At 72.6% G+C, this 20,912-nt stretch carries 17 protein-coding genes; 3 read left to right on the top strand and 14 right to left on the bottom strand.

Annotated features, from left to right (window positions below):
- The first annotated feature begins 29 nt into the window (after positions 1 to 29).
- On the top strand, positions 30 to 785 hold the full coding sequence (locus HNR30_RS37385; RefSeq protein WP_312894923.1) for a GNAT family N-acetyltransferase: 756 nt from the start codon (positions 30 to 32) through the stop codon (positions 783 to 785).
- On the opposite strand, the gene HNR30_RS37380 is transcribed toward HNR30_RS37385, so the two are convergent.
- The 10 genes from HNR30_RS37380 to HNR30_RS37335 all read right to left on the bottom strand — a co-directional run bounded on the left by HNR30_RS37380 (position 740) and on the right by HNR30_RS37335 (position 14,042).
- On the bottom strand, positions 740 to 1,426 hold the full coding sequence (locus tag HNR30_RS37380; protein ID WP_181614861.1) for an ABC transporter ATP-binding protein: 687 nt from the start codon (positions 1,424 to 1,426) through the stop codon (positions 740 to 742). The two genes, HNR30_RS37385 and HNR30_RS37380, sit on opposite strands and share 46 nt — an antisense overlap.
- The gene (locus tag HNR30_RS37375; protein ID WP_181614860.1) at positions 1,426 to 3,156 is read right to left on the bottom strand and encodes a dipeptide/oligopeptide/nickel ABC transporter permease/ATP-binding protein; all 1,731 of its coding nucleotides are present in this window, start codon (positions 3,154 to 3,156) and stop codon (positions 1,426 to 1,428) included. Before HNR30_RS37375 ends, HNR30_RS37380 begins: the two co-directional genes overlap by 1 nt.
- Positions 3,156 to 4,169 carry an ABC transporter permease gene (locus HNR30_RS37370; RefSeq protein WP_312894922.1) on the bottom strand — a complete coding sequence of 338 codons (1,014 nt, stop codon included), beginning with the start codon at positions 4,167 to 4,169 and terminating at the stop codon, positions 3,156 to 3,158. The genes HNR30_RS37375 and HNR30_RS37370 overlap by 1 nt, the downstream gene beginning before the upstream one ends.
- Complete coding sequence (locus tag HNR30_RS37365) at positions 4,170 to 5,717, bottom strand: ABC transporter substrate-binding protein (RefSeq protein WP_181614859.1); 1,548 nt, start codon at positions 5,715 to 5,717, stop codon at positions 4,170 to 4,172.
- A gap of 97 nt (positions 5,718 to 5,814) precedes the next feature.
- A complete protein-coding gene (locus HNR30_RS37360) occupies positions 5,815 to 7,377 on the bottom strand; it encodes a PucR family transcriptional regulator (protein ID WP_181614858.1) in 1,563 nt (520 codons plus the stop codon).
- Positions 7,378 to 7,381: 4 nt separating this feature from the next.
- On the bottom strand, positions 7,382 to 8,185 hold the full coding sequence (locus tag HNR30_RS37355; protein WP_181614857.1) for a serine hydrolase: 804 nt from the start codon (positions 8,183 to 8,185) through the stop codon (positions 7,382 to 7,384).
- On the bottom strand, positions 8,178 to 9,494 hold the full coding sequence (locus HNR30_RS37350) for a serine hydrolase domain-containing protein (protein WP_181614856.1): 1,317 nt from the start codon (positions 9,492 to 9,494) through the stop codon (positions 8,178 to 8,180). The genes HNR30_RS37355 and HNR30_RS37350 overlap by 8 nt, the downstream gene beginning before the upstream one ends.
- Positions 9,491 to 10,810, bottom strand: coding sequence for a serine hydrolase domain-containing protein (locus HNR30_RS37345; RefSeq protein ID WP_312894920.1), 1,320 nt, complete (start codon positions 10,808 to 10,810; stop codon positions 9,491 to 9,493). Before HNR30_RS37345 ends, HNR30_RS37350 begins: the two co-directional genes overlap by 4 nt.
- Positions 10,774 to 12,732 (bottom strand): S9 family peptidase, encoded by a 1,959-nt coding sequence (locus tag HNR30_RS37340; protein WP_181614855.1) that lies wholly within the window; start codon positions 12,730 to 12,732, stop codon positions 10,774 to 10,776. Before HNR30_RS37340 ends, HNR30_RS37345 begins: the two co-directional genes overlap by 37 nt.
- A gap of 89 nt (positions 12,733 to 12,821) precedes the next feature.
- A complete protein-coding gene (locus HNR30_RS37335) occupies positions 12,822 to 14,042 on the bottom strand; it encodes an alpha/beta hydrolase family protein (protein WP_181614854.1) in 1,221 nt (406 codons plus the stop codon).
- Between the two features lie 156 nt (positions 14,043 to 14,198).
- On the opposite strand from HNR30_RS37335, the gene HNR30_RS37330 reads away from it, so the two are divergent.
- On the top strand, positions 14,199 to 15,533 hold the full coding sequence (locus HNR30_RS37330; RefSeq protein ID WP_181614853.1) for a sensor histidine kinase: 1,335 nt from the start codon (positions 14,199 to 14,201) through the stop codon (positions 15,531 to 15,533).
- Entirely contained in the window at positions 15,530 to 16,189 is a 660-nt protein-coding gene (locus HNR30_RS37325) for a response regulator (RefSeq protein WP_181614852.1), read from the top strand. The genes HNR30_RS37330 and HNR30_RS37325 overlap by 4 nt, the downstream gene beginning before the upstream one ends.
- Before the next feature lie 198 nt (positions 16,190 to 16,387).
- On the opposite strand, the gene rhaS is transcribed toward HNR30_RS37325, so the two are convergent.
- Genes rhaS through HNR30_RS37305 form a run of 4 tightly spaced genes read right to left on the bottom strand, consistent with a single transcriptional unit; the run spans position 16,388 to position 20,872 of the window.
- Positions 16,388 to 17,440 (bottom strand): rhamnose ABC transporter substrate-binding protein, encoded by a 1,053-nt coding sequence (gene rhaS, locus HNR30_RS37320; RefSeq protein ID WP_181614851.1) that lies wholly within the window; start codon positions 17,438 to 17,440, stop codon positions 16,388 to 16,390.
- A complete protein-coding gene (locus HNR30_RS37315; protein ID WP_181614850.1) occupies positions 17,401 to 18,405 on the bottom strand; it encodes an ABC transporter permease in 1,005 nt (334 codons plus the stop codon). Before HNR30_RS37315 ends, rhaS begins: the two co-directional genes overlap by 40 nt.
- Positions 18,402 to 19,406 (bottom strand): ABC transporter permease, encoded by a 1,005-nt coding sequence (locus HNR30_RS37310; protein ID WP_181614849.1) that lies wholly within the window; start codon positions 19,404 to 19,406, stop codon positions 18,402 to 18,404. The genes HNR30_RS37315 and HNR30_RS37310 overlap by 4 nt, the downstream gene beginning before the upstream one ends.
- On the bottom strand, positions 19,403 to 20,872 hold the full coding sequence (locus HNR30_RS37305; protein WP_376771779.1) for a sugar ABC transporter ATP-binding protein: 1,470 nt from the start codon (positions 20,870 to 20,872) through the stop codon (positions 19,403 to 19,405). Before HNR30_RS37305 ends, HNR30_RS37310 begins: the two co-directional genes overlap by 4 nt.
- Positions 20,873 to 20,912: the final 40 nt, after the last annotated feature.

The raw sequence follows: 20,912 nt of genomic DNA, 5'->3' as shown, positions 1-20,912 counted from the left end.
GCCCCGCCGCACTGGCATAGCGTCGCGCTGTGAACGTGCGAGAGTTGCGCAGTATTCAGGAGTTCGCCGAGGTCACCGAGCTTTTCAAGGCGATCTGGCACTTCGACGCCGACAGCATGCCGGTGACCCCGGAGCTCATGCGGGCCCTGTCTCACGCGGGCGGCTACGTGTCAGGCGCCTTCGACGGCAGCCGCCTCGTGGGCGGCTCCGTGGGCTTCCTGGCGACGGGGAACGCGCTGCATTCACACATCACCGGCGCCCGCGTGGGCCGCGGCATCGGCCACGAGCTCAAGTTGCACCAGCGCGAATGGGCGCTGGAGCGCGGCCTGGCGCGCATCACGTGGACCTACGATCCGCTGGTGCGGCGCAACGCGCACTTCAACCTGGCCAAGCTGGGCGCCCTGCCCCACGAGTACCTGCCCAGCTTCTACGGGGAGATGGCCGACTCGATCAACCAGGGCGACGACTCCGACCGGCTGCTCGCCGTCTGGGAGCTGCGCGGGCGCAAGCCGGAGATGTCACTGGAGAACGCCGCGGTCGTCCTGGCCGACGAGGGCGGCAGGCCCGTCACGCTCGGCTCCGACGCCCCGACCGTGCTCGTGGCGGTGCCCGAGGACATCGAGAGCCTGCGCAGGAGCGAGCCCGGCACGGCCAAGGCCTGGCGCCTGGCCGTGCGTGAGGTGCTCGGCGGCCTGATCGCGGAAGGCGGCCGGGTGACCGGCTTCCACGCCAAGCAGTTCTACGTGGTCAGCCGCGGCACGGCAGACAGCAGCGAGCGGGTGTAGTCGTGGGCGGGCTCGAGGGTCACCTGATCCGTCGGGCCCGCCTCCACCACGCGGCCGCGGTGCATCACCGCGATGGAGTCGCACACGTAGCGCACGACCGCGAGATTGTGCGAGATGAACAGGATCGACAGGCCCAGCTCCTCGCGCAGCGACCGGACCAGGTTGAGCACCGCTCCCTGGACCGACACGTCCAGCGCACTGGTGATCTCGTCGGCGACCAGCAGGCTCGGCTCGGCGCCCAGGGCGCGGGCGATCGCCACGCGCTGGCGCTGACCTCCCGACAGCTCGCGCGGGTAGCGCCCGGCCACCGAGCCGGGCAGCGCCACGAGGTCCAGCAGCCGCTCGACCTCCGCCGCGCGCCTGCCTGACGGCAGGCGCAGCAGCGCCTCGGCCACCGACCCGCCCACGGTCATGCGCGGGTCCAGGGAGGCGTAGGGGTTCTGGAAGACCATCTGGACCCGCTCGGCCCCGGTCAGCGCTCCGGTGTACGGCACCAGCCCGCTGACCGCGCGTGCCAGCGTCGACTTGCCGGAGCCCGACTCCCCCACCAGCCCGACGATGGAGCCGGTGGGGATCTCCAGGCTGACATCGTCCACGGCCACGAAGGAGCCGTAGCGGACGGTCAAGTTCTCGATGCGCATCAGGCCTCCCAGCAGGCGACCCGGTGCGCCGGGCCGTACACGGTCAACGGGGGTCGTTCGGCGGCGCAGCGCTCGGTGGCCAGCGCGCAGCGGGGCGCGAAGGCGCAGCCCTCGCCCACGTCGGCGGGCGCCGGCTGGCGGCCGGGAATGCTCGCCAGCGGCCGCGAGCGGTCGGTCTCCATGTCGGGCAGCGAGGCGATCAGCGCGCGGGTGTACGGATGGGCGGCTCCGGCGGCCAGCTCCTTGACCGGCAGTTCCTCGACCACCCGGCCCGCGTACATCACCACCACGCGGTCGCACAGCTCGCCCACCACGGCGATGTCGTGCGAGATGAACAGCACCGCCGAGCCGGTCTGGTCGACCACCTCGCGCAGCAGCTTGAGGATCTGGCCCTGGACGGTCACGTCGAGCGCGGTGGTCGGCTCGTCGGCGACGATCAGCTTCGGGCTGCCCATGAGGCCCATGGCGATGACCGCGCGCTGGCGCATGCCGCCCGACAGCTCGTGCGGGTGCGACTTGGCGCTGCGGGCCGGGTCGGGCAGGTGCACGCGTCCCAGCCGGTCGATCGCCCGCTCGCGCGCCTCGGCCCTCGACAGGCCGTCGCGCACGATCGCCACCTCGGCCAGCTGGCCGCCGACCTTCAGCGCCGGGTTGAGCGCGGGCTCCTGGAAGACCATGGCGACCTCGCCGCCGCGGTGCAGCAGGCTCGCGCCGACGACACCCGGGTACGGCACCAGCCCGCCGACGGCGGCGGCGGTCAGGCTCTTGCCGCTGCCCGACTCCCCCACCAGCCCGACGATCTCGCCGGGGCGGATGGTCAGCGACAGCTCACGCACCGGGGTGACGCCGCCGGGGAAGGCCACGGTCAGCTCGCGCACGTCGAGGACCGCCTCGGGGTCGGCCGCGACCGGCTCCGGCCGGGGCGCCACGGCCTTGTCCGTCGAGGGGCGTGCCCTGCGCGCCTTCTTGACCAGCCCGTCGCCGAGCAGGTTGAAGCCGATGCCCGCCAGGGCGACCGCGACGGCGGGCCCGAGCGCGACCTCCGGCGTGAGGTAGATGCGGGCGAAGCCGTCGAACAGCAGCCGCCCCCAGTCGAACGACGGCGGCTGCACGCCCAGTCCCAGGAACGACATGCCGGCCAGGCCCAGCAGGGCCCCGCCCATCGCCTGGGTCAGGTTGAGGATGAGCGGCTCGGCGATGTTGGGAAGCACGTGACGGGCCAGGATGCGCCCGCGCGGCACGCCGAGCATGCGGGCGGCGCTGACGTAGTCGGCCCCGGCGACCGAGGCGGCCAGGGTCTGGGTGAGGCGGGCGAAGCCGGGCGCGATCGCGGCGCCGATGCCCAGCACCGCGCCCTTGGCGCCGAGCCCGGCGATGACCGCGACGAACATCGCCAGCAGCAGCCCGGGGAAGGCGACCAGCGCGTTGACCAGGCCGGTCACGAACCGCGCGCCCTTCCTGGGCAGGACCGCGGGCAGCGCGCCGAGGACGGTGCCGACGACGGCGCCGATCGCGGTGGCCAGCAGCGCGAGCATGAGCGTGAACCGCCCCGCCACCAGCACCCTGGCCAGCAGGTCGCGGCCCAGGTTGTCGGTGCCCAGCGGATGCGCGGCCGAGGCGCCCTGCAGGATGGCGGCCGAGTTGATCGCCTCGGCCTGATCGCCCCACAGGGGCGGGCCGATGATCGCCAGCACGATCAGGGCGGCGACGATCGCCAGACCGGCGCGCATCAGTTCTCCTTGAGGGCAGAGGTCGGGTCCAGCACGCCGATCAGCACGTCCACCAGGAAGTTGACGATCAGCACGAGGGCGCCGTAGACGAGGATCGCGCCCTGGGCGACGGGATAGTCCTTCATCGTGATCGACTCCACGATGCGCTGGCCCAGGCCCGGCCAGGCGAAGACGTACTCCACCAGCACGCTGCCGGCGATCAGGGAGGTCAGCAGCAGGCCGCCGACGGTGAGGGTGGCCGTCAGCGTGTTGGGCAGCACGTGCCGCAGGTGCAGCCGCACGACCGGCAGGCGGTTGGCGCGGGCGAGCCGCACGTAGTCCTGCCCCAGCTCGCGCAGCGTCTGCGCGCGGGAGATGCGGGCGATCATCGCGGTCGGGCCGATGGACATCGCCAGGATCGGCAGGATGTACGACTCGGGTCCCGCCTTGCTCGCGGGCGGCAGCCACTTCAGCCAGATCGCGAAGACCGCCACCAGGGCGATCGAGTAGAGGAACTCCGGCACGGCCACCGCGGCCCCGGTGGCGGCGCCGAAGCCCGCCTCGGTGCCGCGGTTGCGTCCGTTCTCGGTGCGCACCGCCGCCCACATGCCCAGCGGGATCGCCACGGCCAGCGCCAGCAGCGTGGCCAGCAGGGCCAGGACGAGCGTGTTGGGCAGACGGGTGGCGATGATCTGGCCGACCGGCTCGCCGGTGATGAAGGAGGTGCCGAAGTTGCCCGTCAGCACGTCGCCGGTGTAGGTGAGCAGCTGCTCGGGCCAGGGCCGGTCCAGGCCGAGCGCGGCCCGCCGTGCCTCGACCAGCTCCACCGGGGCGGCGGGTCCGAGCGAGGCGCGCACGGGGTCGCCGGGGATCAGGTGGATCATCGCGAAGGAGGCGACCATCAGCACGGCCAGGGAGACCACCAGGCGCACGGCGTGCCGTAGGAGCCTGCGGGCCGTGGCCGACCGGGCCGGGGGCCGGGCCGCGGCCGGCGCGTCGATCGACGCGCCGGCCGGGTTCTTCAGCTCAGCCACTCACCCTCCCTGCGTGAGGCGGAAGGTGGTCGGCTGGTAGAAGCCGGCGACCTGGCGGACCGTGCCGCCCTTGCTGGCGATCAGGATCGTCAGGCCGCTGACGGGCACGAGGTCGTGGTTGTCGAACAGCGCGCTCTCGGCCTCCGACCACAGCTTGCAGCCCGCGTCGCCGGGCGTGCCCGCGGCCTGGGCGACCAGCTCGGTGTAGCGCTGGTTGTTCAGGTGCGCGAAGTTGGCGCCCTTGGGGGCGGCCGGGCCCGACAGGAACCCGACGAGCTGCGTGGGCAGCGTCACGCCGATCGGCAGCCAGGCCACGTCCCAGTCCTGGGTGACGTTGAGCGACTCGGCCAGCTTGGTGTCGATGACGCCGTTGAGCGTGACCTCGGCTCCGACCTTCTTCCACGTGGCGGCCATGTACTCCGCCGCCGCCTGGAAGCCGGGGCCACGCGTGGTCGCGTACAGCACCCGCAGGCTCAGCTTCTTGCCGTCCTTGGCGCGGATCCCGTCGGCGCCGGCCTTCCAGCCCGCCGCCTCGAGCCCGGAGGCCGCGGCGGCCGGGTCGGTGGGCGTCACGTGGCCGGTGACGGTGTCACCCGGGCACGGGCGCGGCTCGGAGACCAGCCCCGTGGCGGGCTTGCCGGTGTTGCTGGAGACGATGCCGGCCAGCTCGGGGAGGTTGAGCGCCTGCGTCAGCGCCTTGCGCACCTCCGGGTCGGCTCCCGGCCTGCCCTCGCCCTGGTGGTAGAAGTACTGGGCGTTGGTGGGGGCGATGACCTCCTTGGTGACGCCGGGGATCGCCTCGACGCGGGCCCGGTCGGGGCCGAAGAAGGTGGCGTTGTTGATCGCGCCCGACATCATCAGGTTCGCGGCGGTCTGCTCGTTCGGGACGATCTTGACGACGACCTTGCCGGGCAGCCCGTCGGTCGAGCCCGAGTAGTCCTTGCGCAGGCTGAAGGTGTAGTGGTCGCCCGCCACCGCCTCGCTGAGCGCGAACGGCCCGGTGCCGTAGGTCGACTTGGCCAGCAGGGAACGGTCCTTGACGCCCTTGCCGCACACCACCAGCAGGTTCTGGGCGCTCTGCAGGATGAAGCCGAACGGCTCCGGCGTGGAGAGCGTCACGGAGGTGGCGTCGGAGGTGGCCTTCATCCCGGCGGGGATCAGGACACCGTAGATCGGCGACTTGGTGTCGGGATTGACGATGTGGTTGACGTTGTCGGCCACATCGGCGGGCGTCAGCTTCGACCCGTCGGAGCAGGTGATGTCCTTGCGCAGGGTGAAGGTGACCGAGTCGGGCTTGATCTCCCACTTCTCGGCCAGTCCCGGCGCGGTCTTGCCGTCCTCGCCGACGGTGACAAGGCTCTCGTAGGCCACCGACAGGGCGGTGTTGGTCGCCGAGAGCACGCCCATGGCCGGGTCGAGCACTCCGGGGTCGGCGGCCAGCGCCACGGTGAAGGTGCCGGTGCCCGTGGCCGGCTGCTCCGCGGACGGGGAGCTACCGCATCCGGCGGTGAGCAGCGCGAAGGCGGCGACGGCTGCTGTCTTTCTCATGGGCGGACTCCAGAACGTGGGGGTGATGCCCCACATTCGCCCCTGGTGGCATGCTGCTGCTTCGTGCCCGGTCACGAAAAGCGCGGCCGCCGTCGTGCTAGAGCCCGAAGATCCGCATCTGCAACAGCAGCGCGAAGCGCGCCTCGGGGTCGTGCAGGTCGAACTCGCCGATCTCGGCCAGCCGCTTGAGCCGGTAGCGGAAGGTGTTGGCGTGCACCATCACCTGCGCGGAGGCCACGTTGACGTCGCCGAAGGCGTCGAGGTAGGCGCGCAGGGTGGCCAGCAGCTGGCTGCCGTGCTCGGCGTCGTAGGCCAGCAGGCGCTGGTAGGGCCCGGTCGGGGTCTGCTCCTCCGCCGCGGCGGCGTCGGCCACCTGCAGCAGCAGCGACTCCACGTGCACGGCCGAGTAGTCGGCGGCCTGCCCCGAGGTTCCCCTGGTCTGCAGCACGCGCAGCGCCCGGTCGGCGTCGACCCTGGAGCGTGCCACCTCGGCCAGATGGTGGGCCAGCCGCCCGACGCCGACGTTGGCCTCGTAGCGGGGGCTCACGCTCGACAGGAAACTCTCGGCCACCTTGACCGCCCGCTCGTCGGAGTGGCTGGGCAGAATGGCGTAGGCCACCGTGCCGACCAGCGCCGCCGCGGCCTTGGGATGGATGGAGCCGACGTGCAGCGCCAGCGCGTCGCAGAACCGCTGGCGGTCGCTCTCGCGCTTGGCCAGGTCGGCCTCCTGCGGCTGGGTGAGCTGGGCGGCCAGGACGCACAGGTGCTCGGTGGCCAGGCCCAGCCTGCCCGCCGCCTCGGCCGCGCCCTGACCTCCGGCGAGCACGGTCGACAGCAGGTCGGCGCGCAGCCGCCGCTGGGTGTCGGCGCCGGCGCGCTCGCGCAGCAACCGCAGCGCGACGATCTTGGCGGCGTCGGTGAGCGCACGCTGGCGCTGCTCGCTGAGCGGCTCGTGGACCGCCGCCCAGATGGAGCCGAGGATCTCGTCTCCCGAGCGTACGGCTATCGCCACGCGGTTCATGCTGTCGCCGTCGAGCTCCATGTAGATCGGCTCGCGGCTCTGGTACAGCTGCTTGAACAGGCCACGCTCGAAGAGCATGCGCTGGTACTCCTCGGGCACCTGGCGCCCGAGCACCGTGGCGATGCGCCCGGGGTCTGCCTCCTCCTGGCGGGTGGAGAAGGCCAGCACGCGCGCCGAGCGGTCCTCGATGGTGACCGGCGCGTCGAGCAGCGCGCACACCGCGTTGGCCAGGCTGAACAGGTCGTCCTGCGGCTCCTCCTCCAGCTCGCCCTCGGCCAGCAGCGTGCGCAGCAGGGCCGAGACCTGCGACCAGGATGCGGCCCTGGTCAGGCCGAGAACCGTGGTGCCGGTGCTCGCCGCCGCCTGCCGTACGCCGTCGTCGACGTCGACCGGCTGCTTGACCACCAGCCCGGCGGCGGTCGGCGCGAGGGCGAGCAGTTCGTGGATGCGCGCGGCGCTCTCCACCCCGACGGCCAGCAGCAGCGAGCCCGCCGGAGGCGCCAGATCGTCGAGCGGGTCGTAGATGTGCACGCCGGTGACCTCGGTATCGGGGTCACCGGCGGCCACGGCCACGTTCAGCACAGTGCTGCCCAGGTCCTCCAGGATCCTGCGCAGGCTGGCTCGCGGCCGGGTGCTCATCGCGTCAAGATACACGCAACCTGTCCACTGCCTCGCGAGCGGCCCTGCCGATCGCCCGGTCGGCCTCCGGGTCGCGGAAGCCGAAGTCGCCGGAACGCAGGAACACCGCGACGGCGTACCTCTTGCCGTCGGGGTACTCCACGACGCCCACCTCGTTGCGCACGCCCCACAGCGTGCCGGTCTTGCCCGAGACCTTGACCTCGTCGGGGAAACCCGAGGCCAGCCGGTGGGGCCAGACCTGCTTGCCCATGATCGTGCGCACCTCCGCGCACGCCTCGGCGGGGCCCGCCTCGTCGCGCCAGATGAGGCCGAGCAGCGTGGTCATCTCCCGAGCGGTCCCGCTGGTGGTGCGCTCGGGGTCGCGCACCGCGCAGTCGCGGATCAGGTCGTCGGTGATCTCCTCCAGCGGGAAGCCGATCTGGGCGAACAGCTCCGCGCAACCGCCGATCAGGTGGGTGCGCTCCAGGCCGAGCTCCCGCAGGGTGGCGTTGACGCGGTCGCAGCCGACGCGCCGCAGCAGCACGTCGGTGGCGGCGTTGTCACTCATCGTCATCATGAAGTGGGCCAGGTCGCGCAACGTCAGGGAGACGTCGTCGGCGCAGCCCGAGGTGCCGATGCCGCCGTCCTTGTCGCGCTCGGTGACCGTCAGGCGCTCGGTGCGCTCGATGAGCCCCTTGGCGGCCTGGCGGGCGTACTCCAGCACGACCGGGATCTTGAAGACGGAGGCGAGCACGACCAGGTCGTCGGCCCGCTCGCCGGTCTCCGCCTCACCGTCCACGTCACGCGCGTGGACGAAGATCTCATACACGGGGAAGGGCCCTGCTGTTGTGCAGGTAGGCGGCCCGGCCGTCGCGCACGACGAAGGAGACCGTCTCGTGGTGGCCGTCCTCGGCCTCGACCGCGACGAAGGTGTCGTCGGCGAGATGCACGTAGCGGGCGACCTTGCCCTCCTGGCCCATGCTCTTCATCAGCTCGCCGGGGATCAGGGTGACCTCCAGCTCGCTCCCGGCGGCGCCGACCTCGTAGGCCATCTGCGGGCCCTGGTAGCGGCCCGCGTAGACCGAGGCGTCGAAGGCGCCGGGGCTCGCCGCGGGCGTCGGCTGCGAGGGCAGCTTCAACCCGGTCAGCTCCTCGATCAGCGGCACGGCCAGATCCACGATCACGCCCGTCGCGCCGCCGCCGTTGACGGTCAGCGCGATCGACATGTCGCTGCCGGGCACCACACGCCAGAACGTCGACTGGCCGGGGGTGCCGCCGTCGTGGCCGTAGCCGCCCCAGTCGAACAGCTCGAAGCCCAGGCCCCAGCGGTCGCCCAGCATGCCGTGCCGGATCGGGACCTCGACCTGCGTGGTGAGCATCGCCTCGACCGTCGCCTGCGACAACACGCGGGTGCCGTCCTCGGCGAGTCCTCCGGCCAGGAACATGCGGCCGAAACGCACCAGCTCGCGCGGCGCCAGGCAGAACGTCGAACCGGCGGGGGCGTTGGAGCGCGGCATCTGCCACTGCGGGTAGACCTGGTTGTCGGGGCCGATGTGCCCGGCCGAGGCGCGGAAGAGCACCGCCTCCTCGCCGAACAGCGCCGCCTGGGTCACCCCCAGCGGGGTGATCAGGTGGTCGCGCAGGGCCTGCTCCCACGTGGTGCCGCGCAGGCGCGCCACCAGCGCGCCGAGCACGCAGTACCCGGCGTTGCAGTAGGAGAACAGCTCGCCCGGCGCGTGGACGTGGCCGGCGTCCTTCAGGAAGCCCAGATACTTGTCGAGGCAGTCGTCGCCGCGCCCGGTGTCCTCGAACAGGTCGCCGTCGAAGCCGCCGGTGTGCGTGAGCAGGTGGCGCACGGTGATCGCACCCTGCACCGGGAAGTCCGGCAGGTAGGCGGCGACGGACTCGTCGAGGTCGACCAGGCCCTCCTCGGCCAGCTGCATGACCAGCGCCGCCGTCCACACCTTGGTGGTGGAGCCGACCTGGAAGACGCTGTCGGGCGTGGCCAGCACGCCGGTGCGGGTGTTGAGCACGCCGGACGCGGCCTCGTGCAACTCGCCGCCGTGCCACACGGCGATCGCCGCGCCGGGCACGCCGTGCTTGTCGACCGCGTCGTTGAGGCGATTCTGCAGGTTCACACCGTCTCCTTCTTGGGGGTGGCCCGCACGCCGAGGTGGAGGTACGGCGCGCCGTCGGGCAGCTGGTAGAAGACTCCGGACAACCACTGGGGGTCGCCCTCTCGGCGGCCCACGAAGGTGGTCTCGTCGACCGGGACCATCGTCAGCTCCCAGCCGGGCGAGAGCTCGGCCAGGGCGCCGGTCGACTCGGCGACGAGCCTGATGCCCCCCTCGGCCTCGGTGACGGTCATGGTGACGCCGACCCGCTCGTACACGCCGGTGTACTGGGTGACGTCGACCTCGACCGGCTCGGCGGGCGGCGTCAGCCTCGGCGGCACCGTCAGGCCGTCGAGCTCGGCGAACAGCTCGGTGGCCACCGCGTGGGTGAAGGCGCCCGAGTGGCCGCCGTTGGAGGTGACGCACACGACCGTGCCGGTCTCCGGCACCACCCAGAACATGCTGTGCTGGCCGATGGTGTTGCCGCCGTGCGAGATGACCCGCTTGCCGTCCCAGGTGTCCAGGATCCAGCCGACGCCCCAGTGGCTGCCCAGGGCGTGCGGGTCGGGGATGGCGACCTGCGGCTCCCACATCGCCTCGGGCTGCTTGAGCAGCTCGGTACCCAGGTGGGCGCGGCCGAAGGCGACCACGTCGGCGGGACGGGCGCAGATCAGCCCGGCCGGTCCCGCCGAGCGCATGAGGCCCCACACCGGGGCGGGCGCGCCGCCCTCGACGTGGCCGGTGGCGGCGCGGAACCGCAGCACGTCCTCGGGGAGCGTCCAGGTGTGGGTGAGCCCGAGCGGCTCCAGGATCTGCTCCCTGAGCGCCTGGTCCCAGACCTTGCCGGTCAGGCGCTCCACGATGCGTCCTGCGATGATGAAGCCGGAGTTGCAGTAGGACTGGGTGACGCCCAGCGGGTGGTTCTGCTCCAGGTCGGCGCAGGCCGCCACGTACTTCTCGACGCAGTCGTCGCCGCGGCCGGTGTCGAGGAACAGGTCGCCGTCGATGCCGCTGGTGTGGCTGAGCAGGTGGCGTACGGTCACCTGCTCGGTCACCTCGGGGTCGGCGACCTCGAACTCGGGCAGCAGCTGCTTGACCGGGGTGTCGAGCGTGAGCAGCCCCTGCTCGGCCAGGAGCATCAGCTGGGTGGCGGTCCAGACCTTGGTCACCGAGCCGATCTGGAAGAGCGAGTCGGTGGTGACCTCCACGCCGGTGCTGGTGTTGAGCACGCCGGCGGCGTACTCGTGCAGCTCGCCCTGATGCCAGTAGGCCAGGTTCGAGCCCGGGACCTCGTATTCGGCGATCAGCTCTGCGAGCCGGTGACCCATTGCTCCAGCCACTGGACGATCCTTTCGTTGTAATCGAAACGGTGCGAGGGGCGGCCGTTGAGGATGAACAGGTGCGAACCGCCCGGATAGCGCACCAGGCGCGCGGGAACACCCTGCTCACGCAGCGCCGCGAACCACTGCTCGGCCTGGCCGACCGGGCAGCGGTCGTCGTTCTCACCCTGGAGGATCAGGGTGGGGGTGGTCACCTTCGCCACGTGGGTGAACGGTGACTGGCGGACCAGGTCGCCCAGGAGCTCATACGTCTTCAGGTAGTAGCCGGCGTCCGAGGTGCCCGACATGCTCGTCAGATCCGTGACCACGCCGCCGGGGATCGCCGCCTTGAACCTGCCCGTCTGGCCCGTCAGCCAGCACGTCATGTAGCCGCCGTAGCTGTAGCCGGTCACCGCCAGCCGGTCGGGATCGGCGATGCCGTCGGCGACCAGCTCGTCCACCGCCGACAGGAAGTCGTCCTGGTCGGCCAGGCCCCACCCGCCGAGGGCGGCGGTGTAGAACTCCTCGCCGTACCCGTCGCTGGCGCGCACGTTCAGCGTCAGCACCGTCCAGCCCTGCGCGGCCAGCACTTGGTGGTAGAGGTGCACGCCGTCGAAGTCGGGCGCCCAGGCGTTGTGCGGGCCGCCGTGGATGTCGAGCAGCAGCGGCGAACGGCCCGCCGACGCGGGATCGCGCAGGACGAAGCCCTCGACCTGGGTGCCGTCGGGCGCGGTGAAGGTGCGGGTGCGCGCCTTGAACAGCTCGACGCCCTCCAGGGCGTAGTCGGTGAGCCTCTCGCCGTCGAGGTAGACGTCGCCCGAACTGAGCGGGGTGGAGGCCACGTAGGCGATGCTCTGGCCCGCGACGCTCACGCCGGAGATCGTCTGGTCGCCGTCGAGGAGCTTGGCCGCCTTGCCGTCGGCCAGGCCGTACAGGTGGGTGCGGCCCCTGTCCCTGGCGCAGAAGAGCAGCTCCTCACCGCGCAGGCGCGGCGGGGCGCCCGGGTAGCCGGGGCCGCCGACCATCACGTTGCGGTCGAGGCCGGTCTCGATCTCGCCGTGCTCGTCGAACAGGCGCACGTGGCCGGAGGGCCCGCCGCGCAGGCCCGCGACGACCAGACGCTCGCCGAGCCACCAGGCGGCCATCGCGATCAGCTCGGGCCCGGTGAGACACTCCGGCTCGGGCAGCTCGCGGCCTTCTGTTTGGGCGTCGCCACCCTCCGCTCTGGCGTCACCGGGCTCCTCGCGGCCTTCTGTTCGGGCGTCGCCACCCTCCGCCTTCGCGTCACCGGGCTCCTCGCCGCCCTGCCGTACCGGTGGGACCGCCACCGCGTAGACCGCGCCGCCCACCACCAGGTCGCGGTCGGGCGCCATGCTGGAGACGAACGTCAGCCTGCCGCCGCCCGGCTCCCACGACGGCTCGCCCGCGTGGAAGTCGCCCGAGGTGACCCGCGCGCTCGCGCCCGTGGCCACGTCGACCACGAACAGCTGCGCCGTCAGCCCGCGCAGCAGCCCGGTGCCGTCGGCCTTGTAGTCGAGGCGGTCGGCCACCACCGGAGCGTGCGGGTCGAGGTCGCCGCTGGGACCGCTGAAGGCGATGCGCGTGCCGTCCGGCGACCACACGGCCGCCCCCGCGCCCAGCGGCGCCTTGGTCAGGACCGTCGCCTCGCCGCCGTCCATCGGCAGCAGGTGCAGCTGGGCGGCGCCGTCGACCGGGCGCAGGAAGGCCAGCGTGCGGCCGTCGGGCGACCAGCGCGGCGCCGTACCGTCGGCCAGCTTGCGCGGCGCGCGGCCGGGCGCGGCCAGCCAGATCTCGGTACGGTTCGCGTCGGTCTCCCGATCGGCCGTCGTCAGGGTGTAGGCGACCGCGTCGCCCGCCGGGCTCAGACGCGGGTCGGCGGGCGTCGCTAGGCGATAGAGGTCATCCAGGGTGAGGCGGCGCATGGTCGAACCGTATGGCCCCGTTCCTGATGGTTCTTCGGAGCCGCGCACGAAGGACGCGGCTCATCGTTGTGCCGTCCCCCTAACCGAGGTCAGGGGATGAGGGCGACGCCGGGGAAGCGGGCGTCGGGGCCCTCGAACAGCCGGGTCTGCCTGCCCCGCAGGTGCAGGTCGAAGAAGGCCGCCACGTAGGCACGCTGGGCCGCCACCGACCGCCCGGGGTCGACCGTGCCCACGAAGTCCGCGAGCGGCACGCCGGGCACCCGCGCCGCCACCTGCGGCAACAGCGCCTGCAGGTCGGTGAACGAGCCGTGGGCGGCGCCCTTGAACCGCAGCTCCCGCTTCCATCCGGTGGAGGCCCGCCAGAACGACTTCCAGCTCGGCTCGGAGCCGCGCGTGTGCGTTTCCGCCGCCAGGTGCATGAACGGCCTGGCCACGCCGCGCGCGGCCACCTCGCCGACGTAGGCGCCGTCGAGGTTGACGCCCGCGTCCACCCGCCTGTCGTCGCGGGTCAGCTGCGCGGCGACCGAACCGCCCAGCGACTGCCCCAGCGCCCCCACCCGCGTCATGTCGGGCGCCCCGAGCATGCCCTCGGGCAACTCAGGGGCGATCCCCCGTCTGTGTGCTTCCCCGCGGCCTCGGGCGAGTGCGCCGATCTGATCCAGGACGAAGCGCATGTCCGTCAGCCGGGCCCGCGCGTGTCTGGCCAGCAGCCTCTCGATGACCTCCGGCGTCAGCTTCGCGGGCAGCGGCAGGGCGCGCACCAGCCGCCGGCCCGGGAACTCCACCTGGTCGGCCTCGTAGGTGTGGTCGACGGTGACGACCAGGTACCCGCGCGAGGCCAGGTCCTCGACCAGCGCGGTGCCCAGCGTGCGCGGCCCGCCGTCGCCCGACCCGAACAGCACCACCGGCAGCCTGCCCGCCCGCCGCTCGACCGGCGCGCCCACCCGCGCCGTGGTGCGCGTGCCCGCCCAGTCGACGGCGCCCTCGCGCACGCCCATGGGCGGGGCCGAGTGCCGGTCCCAGTCGGCGGCGGCCAGCGGGGCCATGTGCGGCGCGAGCGGCCCGGCCCCGTCCCCGCCGGCCGCCGCCGGATACCACAGGCTGATCATCAGCTCCCGGTACGGCTTGGCGGGCACCAGCGGGTCGGGCCGCGAACGATCGACCAGCCGCATCGCCACGGTCCCGACTCGATACGGGCCACCGGGCGCGGGAAGGCTCACCTGAACCGGTTCCTTGGCGTCGGCCGCGGCGGCCGGGGCCACGACAAGCGGGAGGACGGCCACGACCAGCGCGGCGAGTTTCAACGACATGAGAGCTCCTCGAACGGATCGACGTCCGACGAGGCTGGCACCCGGGGTGACCGGCGAACCAGCGGCTCAGGTCTCGTCCACACCTGCGACTTGCGGATGACGCTCCTCCCCGAGGAGGAGCCGGGAGGCCCCGCTCACCCGCCTAGGGTGAAGATCATGACACCAGCCGACGTTCCGGCGGCCCGCCTCGCCGCGCTGACCGGCCCGCCGGCCGACGCGCTCGTGGCCGCCGCCCTGTTCCTGGTCACCTTGGGCCCGGGCCAGGTGCTGTCGGGCCCGCCGTGGCTCCTGGCCCTGCAGGTGGCGCTGGTGGCTCCGCTGACCTGGAGGCGACGGGCTCCCCTGGCCGTGCTGGGTACGATCGGCCTGGCCGCCGCCGTCCAGTGGGCGCTCGACGTGCAACTTCCCGCCGACGCCGCCCTGCTGGTGGCCCTGTACACGGTCGCCGCCCACCGCCCGTGGCGTCACGCCCTCCCGGCGACGCTCGCCGTCGCGGCCGGAGCCGCGCTCGCCGCCGCCCGCTGGGCGCCACCCGGCCAGCTCCCCTTCACGGCGGCCGCCCTGGGCGCCATGACGGCCGCCGCCGTCATGGCCGGACGATGGACGCGGGTACGGCAGGCGCACGTGGCCTCCCTCGAACGCGACCGCGAGCATCGTGCACGGCTGGCGGCCGCGGAGGAACGCGCCCGGATCGCCCGCGACATGCACGACATCGTCACCCACAACTTGTCGGTCATGGTGGCCCTCGCCGACAGCGCCCTCCACGTCCGCGCCACCGCCCCGGACCTGGCCGAGGGGGCGATGGAGCAGATCGCGACGACGGGGCGCCAGGCCCTGCAGGACATGCGCCACACCCTGGCCCCCGCTGCCGCCGCACCCAGCCACCCCGCGTCCAGCCACCCCGCGTCCAGCGACCCCGCACGAAGCCACCCCGCACCCACCCACGCCACGCCCGGAATCGCCCAGCTCGCCCCGCTCGCCGAACGGATGCGCGCAGCCGGGCTGGCGACGCGTGTCCACGTGACGGGCTCAGCCGCAGCGGTCCCGGCCGCGGCCCAGGTGACGATCTACCGGCTGGTGCAGGAGGCGCTGACGAACACGCTCCGGCACTCGCCCGGCGCCCGCGCCTACGTGCGGCTCACGCTGTCACCGCACCGGGCCGAGCTCGAGGTCACCGACGAACACACCCCAGCCACGCCCACCGACCCCCAGCCTCCCATCCCCGAGCCTCCCATCCCCGAGCCCTGGGCTTCCGCCCCCGACGCGACTCCCCACCCCGCCCCTGCCCCCTCGATCCCGGAACTCGACGCGACGACTCCCCGCCCCGAGCAGCGCGGTCTCACGACCACCGTCCCTGGCGCCGCGAGCCATGGGCGGGGCATCGCGGGAATGCGGGAGCGGGTGGCCGTCCACGAGGGCACCTTGCAGGCCGGTCCGATGCCGGGTGGGTGGCGGGTGCGGGCCGTCCTGGATCTGGGCGAGCCGCGATGATCAGGCTTCTCGTCGCCGACGACGAGCCGCTCCTGCGGACCGCCTTCCGGATGGTCTTCGACGCCGAGCCCGGCATGGAGGTGGCCGGCGAGGCCGGTGACGGCGAGCAGGCCGTCCGGCTCGCCCGGCAGCTGCGCCCCGACGTGGTCCTCATGGACGTGCGCATGGGCGGGTTGGACGGCATCGAGGCCACCCGCCGCATCGTGCGCGACAGCCCTCGCTCCCGCGTGCTCATCCTGACCACCTTCGACCTGGACGAGTACGCCTTCGCCGGGCTGAACGCCGGAGCGTCCGGTTTCCTGCCGAAGAACACCCGCCCGCAGGACCTGCTGAACGCGATCCGGCATGTCGCCGCGGGCGAGGCGGCATTGTCCCCGCGTGTCACCCGCCGCGTCCTGGACACGTTCGCGCCGCACATGCGACCGGGGCCCGCCGGACGGGAACGGCGGCTGGCGCTGCTGACCTCACGCGAGTACGAGGTGCTGGTCCATGTGGCGCGCGGGCTGTCGAACGCGGAGGTCGCCGCGGCCCTGCATCTGGCCGAGGCGACGGTCAAGGCGTACCTGAGCCGCGTCCTCAACAAGCTCGGGCTGCGCGACCGAACCCAGGCGGTGGTCTTCGCCTACGAGAACGGCGTCGCCCGCCCCGCCTCCTGACGGTTCCCCCGCCCCGCCTTCTGCCGATCGCCTCGGCGCGCGGGCGGTGCCAACTCCGGACGGAGCGTGCCAGGGCGCTGCCAGTCGCCTTCGCCGCCCGCCCTGACGATCCCGTGGCGCGGCGGCTCCACGACCTGATCGGGGTCACGGCCGAGGTGAGCCACCGGCCACGGAAAGCGCCGTGGTGAGCCGTACGGCTCAGAAGTCGAAGGTGTCGATGTTGCCCTTGTCGAAGACGAACGGGTCGCCCAAAAGCACGGTGCCGTCCTTGCCGACGGTGTACTCGCCGAGCTTGCCCGCGGTGAACGTCTCGCCCTCCTTCCCGGTGATCAGCCCGGACGCCAGCGCCGCCCCGGCGTAGGCGGCCAGGTAGCCGAGGTCGGCGGGGTTCCACAGGGCGAAGGACTTGACGGTGTCGTCCTTGACGTAGGCGCGCATCTGGTTGGGCGTCCCGAGCCCGGTCAGCTGGACCTTGCCCTTGTACTCCGAGCCTGACAGGTAGCGGGCGGCCGCCGCGACGCCCACGGTGGTCGGCGAGATGATGCCCTTCAGGTTCGGGTAGGAGGCCAGCAGGCCCTGCGCCTCCTGGAAGGACTTCTGGTCGTCGTCGTCGCCGTAGACGGTGGTGACGAGCTTGAGCTTGGCGTACTCCGGTTTGCCCAGCTCGGTCTTCATCATCTCGATCCAGGCGTTCTGGTTGGTGGCGTTGGCGGTGGCGGACAGGATCGCGATCTCGCCGCCGTCCGGCCCGACCGCGTCGGAGATCAGCTTGATCTGGGAGGCGGCGATGCCTTCGGCGCTGGCCTGGTTGATGAACAGGTCGCGGCAGGTGGGGTTGGTGTCGGAGTCGTAGGTGACGACCTTGGCGCCGGCCTGGCGGGCTTCGGTGAGCGCCCCGCAGATGGCGTCCTTGTCGTTGGCCGACACCACGATCACGTCGGTGCCCTGCTGCGAGAGCGTGTTGATGTAGCTGACCTGGGCCGACGGGCTGGCCTCCGAGGGGCCGGTCTGGCTGTAGGCGCCCTTGAACTCCTCGACGGCGGGCTTGCCGCCCTTGTTGTCGCTGGTGTCGAAGTAGGGGTTGTTGACCTGCTTGGGCAGGAAGGCGATCTTCAGTCCCTCCTTGATCGTGGTCCCGGAGGTGGCGGAACCACCCGGGGAGGGCTGGGTCGCAGGTTGTTCCTGACTCGCGCATCCGCCGATGGCAAGGCTCAGCGCGGCGAGAATCGCCAGGGCACTCCTCGCTGCCATGATCTGTCCTTTCTGGCTCGGAGCTTGACGACGACGTTGGGTCCCACGACGGAGACGATCAGCAGGGATCCGGTGATGATGGTGAGGGTGTTGGCGGGCACGTCGGCCAGTTGCAGGGCGTTGCGCAGGGTGCCGAGCAGGAGGACGGCGGCCAGCACGCCGGCCAGGCGGCCCCGGCCGCCGAAGATCGAGACGCCGCCCAGCAGCACGGCGGCGATCACGGCCAGTTCGAGCCCGTTGCCGTTGTCGGCGCGGGCGCTGGCGTAGCGCAGTGTCCAGAACACGCCGGCGAGCGCGGACATCGCGCCGGTGGCGACGAAGAGCCAGAACGTGGTGCGCCTGACGGAGATGCCGGTGAAGCGGGCGGCCTCGGCGTTGTTGCCCATGGCGTACAGGCCGCGGCCGATCGGCGTGGCGTGCAGCACGACGCCGAAGCCGGCGGCCAGCACGGCCACCACGATGATCATCCATGGGATCGTCAGCCCGGGGATGGGGGCGATCGCGGCGCTCGCCCATTCCGGCGGGTAGTCGGCCACGGCGCGGTCGCCGAGGATGACGTAGGCCAGGCCGCGGTAGAGGGCGAGTGTCCCGATGGTCACGGCGAGCGACGGCAGCCCGAACCCGGTCACGAACAGGCCGTTGACCGCGCCCAGCAGCGCCCCGAGCAGCAGGGCCGCGGCGATCAGCAGCGGCAGCGAGGTGACGCCCCACACCCACAGCTGGCCCATGGTGGCGCAGGTCAGGCCGAGCACGCTGGCGACGGACAGGTCGATCTCGCCGGTGATGATCACCAGGGTCATCGGCAGGGCGATGAGGGCGATCGGGATGACCTCCAGCGAGACGAACCGCCAGAACCGCGGGCTCGCCACTCCCTCGATCGCCAGGGCGCCCACCGCGACCACCACGACGAGCGCGATCACCACCACCGCCTCCCACGAGGAAAGCCCTCTGACCACGCCCCTCATCGGCCGCTCCTCAACGTTCTGGCCAGCCGTACGGCAAGCGCCCTGTCGAGCCCGATGGCGGCCAGGATCAGCGCGCCCACGCTCGCCCGCTGCCAGAAGGGGCTCACTCCCAGCGCCGGAAGGGCGCTGCCGATCGTGGTGAGCAGCAGCGCGCCGATCGCCGCGCCGTACACCGACCCGCTGCCGCCGAAGATGGCCACGCCCCCGACGACCACGGCGGCCACCACGTTCAGCTCCAGCCCGGTCCCCGCGTTGGCGTCGAGCGTGCCGAACCGGGCCGCGTACAGCACCCCGGCCAGCCCGGCGAGCGCGCCGGAGACCACGAAGGCCGCCAGCACCCGCCGCCCGACCGGGATGCCGGCCAGGCGGGCGGCGTCGGGATGGGATCCGATCGCGTACAGCTCGCGCCCGCTGCGGAAGGCGCGCAGGTAGTACCCGGCGGCCACCAGGACCACGATCGCGAACATCGTCATGACGGGCGTGGTGTTGCCCATGCTCAGGAAGGCGCCGGGCATGTCGGCGGCGTTGATCTGCCGCCCCGACGCCCAGGTGTAGTCGATGCCGCGGAAGACGTACAGGGTGCCGAGCGTGACCACCAGCGACGGCACCTGGACGGCGGCGATGAGCCCGCCGTTGACCGCCCCGCAGGCGGCGCCGAGCAGGACTCCGGCCACGACCGCGACCGGGATGGGCAGCCCCGGCGCCGCCACGAACAGGCTGCCGGTGGCGAAGGCCGACAGGCCCAGCACCGATCCGGCCGACAGGTCCACGTTCCTGGTGATGACGACGACGGTCTGCCCCACCGCGAGGATGGCGAGGATGGTGGAGCCGAGCAGCAGGTCCTTGATGCCCTGTGAGGTGAGGAAGCGCGGGTTGACGATCGTGGTGACCACGACGAGCAGGGTCAGCGCCGCGACGATGCCCAGTTCCCTGATCACGAACAGCCGTGAGCTCTCCTGCCGCAGCCGGCGCGAGGCGGATCTGGCCAGGGTCGTGGTCATCCCGCACCGCCGTGGCCGGTGGCGGCGAGCATGACCGTCTCCTCGCCGGCCAGCGCCCGCGGGATGTCGGCGACCAGCCGTCCCTCGTGCATGACCAGCACCCGGTCGGCCATGCCGAGCACCTCGGGCAGCTCGCTGGAGATCATCAGGACGGCGACGCCGCGGCCCGCGAGCTCCGACAGCAGCCGGTGCACCTCGGCCTTGGTGCCGACGTCGATGCCGCGGGTGGGCTCATCGACGATCAGCACCCGCGGCTCGGTGGACAGCCACTTGGCCAGCACGACCTTCTGCTGGTTGCCGCCGGACAGCGCGGAGACCGCCTCGTCGGGGCCCGCGCTCCTGACGCGCAGCCGCTCGCCCCAGGTCCTGGCCGCCCGCCGTTCGGCGCCGCCGGTCAGCAGGCCCAGCCTGGCCAGGGACCAGCGGCGGGCGAGGGTGGCGTTGCGGGCCACCGACAGCTCCATGACCAGGCCCTGCTGGCGGCGGTCCTCCGGCACCAGGGCCAGTCCGGCGGCGATGGCGGCGGCGGTGTCGCCGTTGCGCAGCCGCCTGCCGTCGACCAGGACCTCGCCCTCGTCGTGGCGGTCGACGCCGAACACCGCCCGCGCCACCTCGCTGCGTCCCGCGCCGACCAGCCCGGCCAGCGCCACGATCTCCCCTGCGTGCACGGTCAGGCTGACGCCGGTGAAGGCGCCGCGCCTGCTCAGCCCGCGTACCTGCAGCAGCGGCGGCCCTTTGCTCGCCTCCGCCTTCGGGTACATCTCGGCGACCTCGCGCCCCACCATCCGCCGCACCAGCTCCGCCACGGTGACCTCGGCGGCCGGGTCGGTGGAGACCAGGCGGCCGTCGCGCATCACGCTGACGCGCTCGCAGAGGGCGAAGATCTCCTCGAAACGGTGGGAGACGAACAGCACCGCGCTGCCCGCCTCGCACAGCGCCCGCACCACCGCGAACAGCCGTTCCACCTCGGGTCCCGACAGCGCCGCCGTGGGCTCGTCCATGACGAGCACGCGCGCGTCGAAGGCCAGGGCCTTGGCGATCTCGACGAGTTGCTGGTCGGCGATGGACAGGCCGCGGGCCGGCCGGTCGGGGTCCATGGGCACGCCGAGCCGGTCGAACAGCTCCGTCGTCCTGGCCCGCATGGCCCTGGCGTCGATGCGCCGCAGGCCGCGCAGCGGCTGCCGGCTCATGAAGATGTTCTCGGCCACCGACAGGTCGGGGAAGAGCGTCGGCTCCTGGTAGATCACCGCGATTCCGGCGGCGCGCGCGTCGGCCGGTCCTGCCAGCCGTAACGCGCGGCCGTCCATCAGCAGCGCGCCCTCGTCGGCCGGGTGCGCTCCGGCGAGGATCTTCACCAGGGTGGACTTGCCCGCGCCGTTCTCTCCGACCAGGCCGTGCGCCTCGCCCGCCCTGAGGCCGAGCCGTACGGCACGCAGGGCCTGGACGGCGTCGAAGGCCTTGCTCACGTCACGCAACTCAAGGACGACCACATGCCCTCCATCGACT

Origin of the sequence: Nonomuraea soli (genome assembly GCF_013761175.1) — a bacterium.
Taxonomy (GTDB): domain Bacteria; phylum Actinomycetota; class Actinomycetes; order Streptosporangiales; family Streptosporangiaceae; genus Nonomuraea; species Nonomuraea soli.
Note: the sequence above shows the minus strand (reverse complement) of the source record. Positions and strands in the feature narration are given on the sequence as shown.

Bases quoted from the DNA above. Each gene is read 5' to 3' on its own strand.
- HNR30_RS37380 (WP_181614861.1), bottom strand. From the start codon at position 1,426: ATGCGCATCGAGAACTTGACCGTCCGCTACGGCTCCTTCGTGGCCGTG.
- HNR30_RS37375 (WP_181614860.1), bottom strand. From the start codon at position 3,156: ATGCGCGCCGGTCTGGCGATCGTCGCCGCCCTGATCGTGCTGGCGATC.
- HNR30_RS37365 (WP_181614859.1), bottom strand. From the start codon at position 5,717: ATGAGAAAGACAGCAGCCGTCGCCGCCTTCGCGCTGCTCACCGCCGGA.
- HNR30_RS37360 (WP_181614858.1), bottom strand. From the start codon at position 7,377: ATGAGCACCCGGCCGCGAGCCAGCCTGCGCAGGATCCTGGAGGACCTG.
- HNR30_RS37340 (WP_181614855.1), bottom strand. From the start codon at position 12,732: ATGCGCCGCCTCACCCTGGATGACCTCTATCGCCTAGCGACGCCCGCC.
- HNR30_RS37335 (WP_181614854.1), bottom strand. From the start codon at position 14,042: ATGTCGTTGAAACTCGCCGCGCTGGTCGTGGCCGTCCTCCCGCTTGTC.
- HNR30_RS37330 (WP_181614853.1), top strand. From the start codon at position 14,199: ATGACACCAGCCGACGTTCCGGCGGCCCGCCTCGCCGCGCTGACCGGC.
- HNR30_RS37325 (WP_181614852.1), top strand. From the start codon at position 15,530: ATGATCAGGCTTCTCGTCGCCGACGACGAGCCGCTCCTGCGGACCGCC.
- rhaS (WP_181614851.1), bottom strand. From the start codon at position 17,440: ATGGCAGCGAGGAGTGCCCTGGCGATTCTCGCCGCGCTGAGCCTTGCC.
- HNR30_RS37315 (WP_181614850.1), bottom strand. From the start codon at position 18,405: ATGAGGGGCGTGGTCAGAGGGCTTTCCTCGTGGGAGGCGGTGGTGGTG.
- HNR30_RS37310 (WP_181614849.1), bottom strand. From the start codon at position 19,406: ATGACCACGACCCTGGCCAGATCCGCCTCGCGCCGGCTGCGGCAGGAG.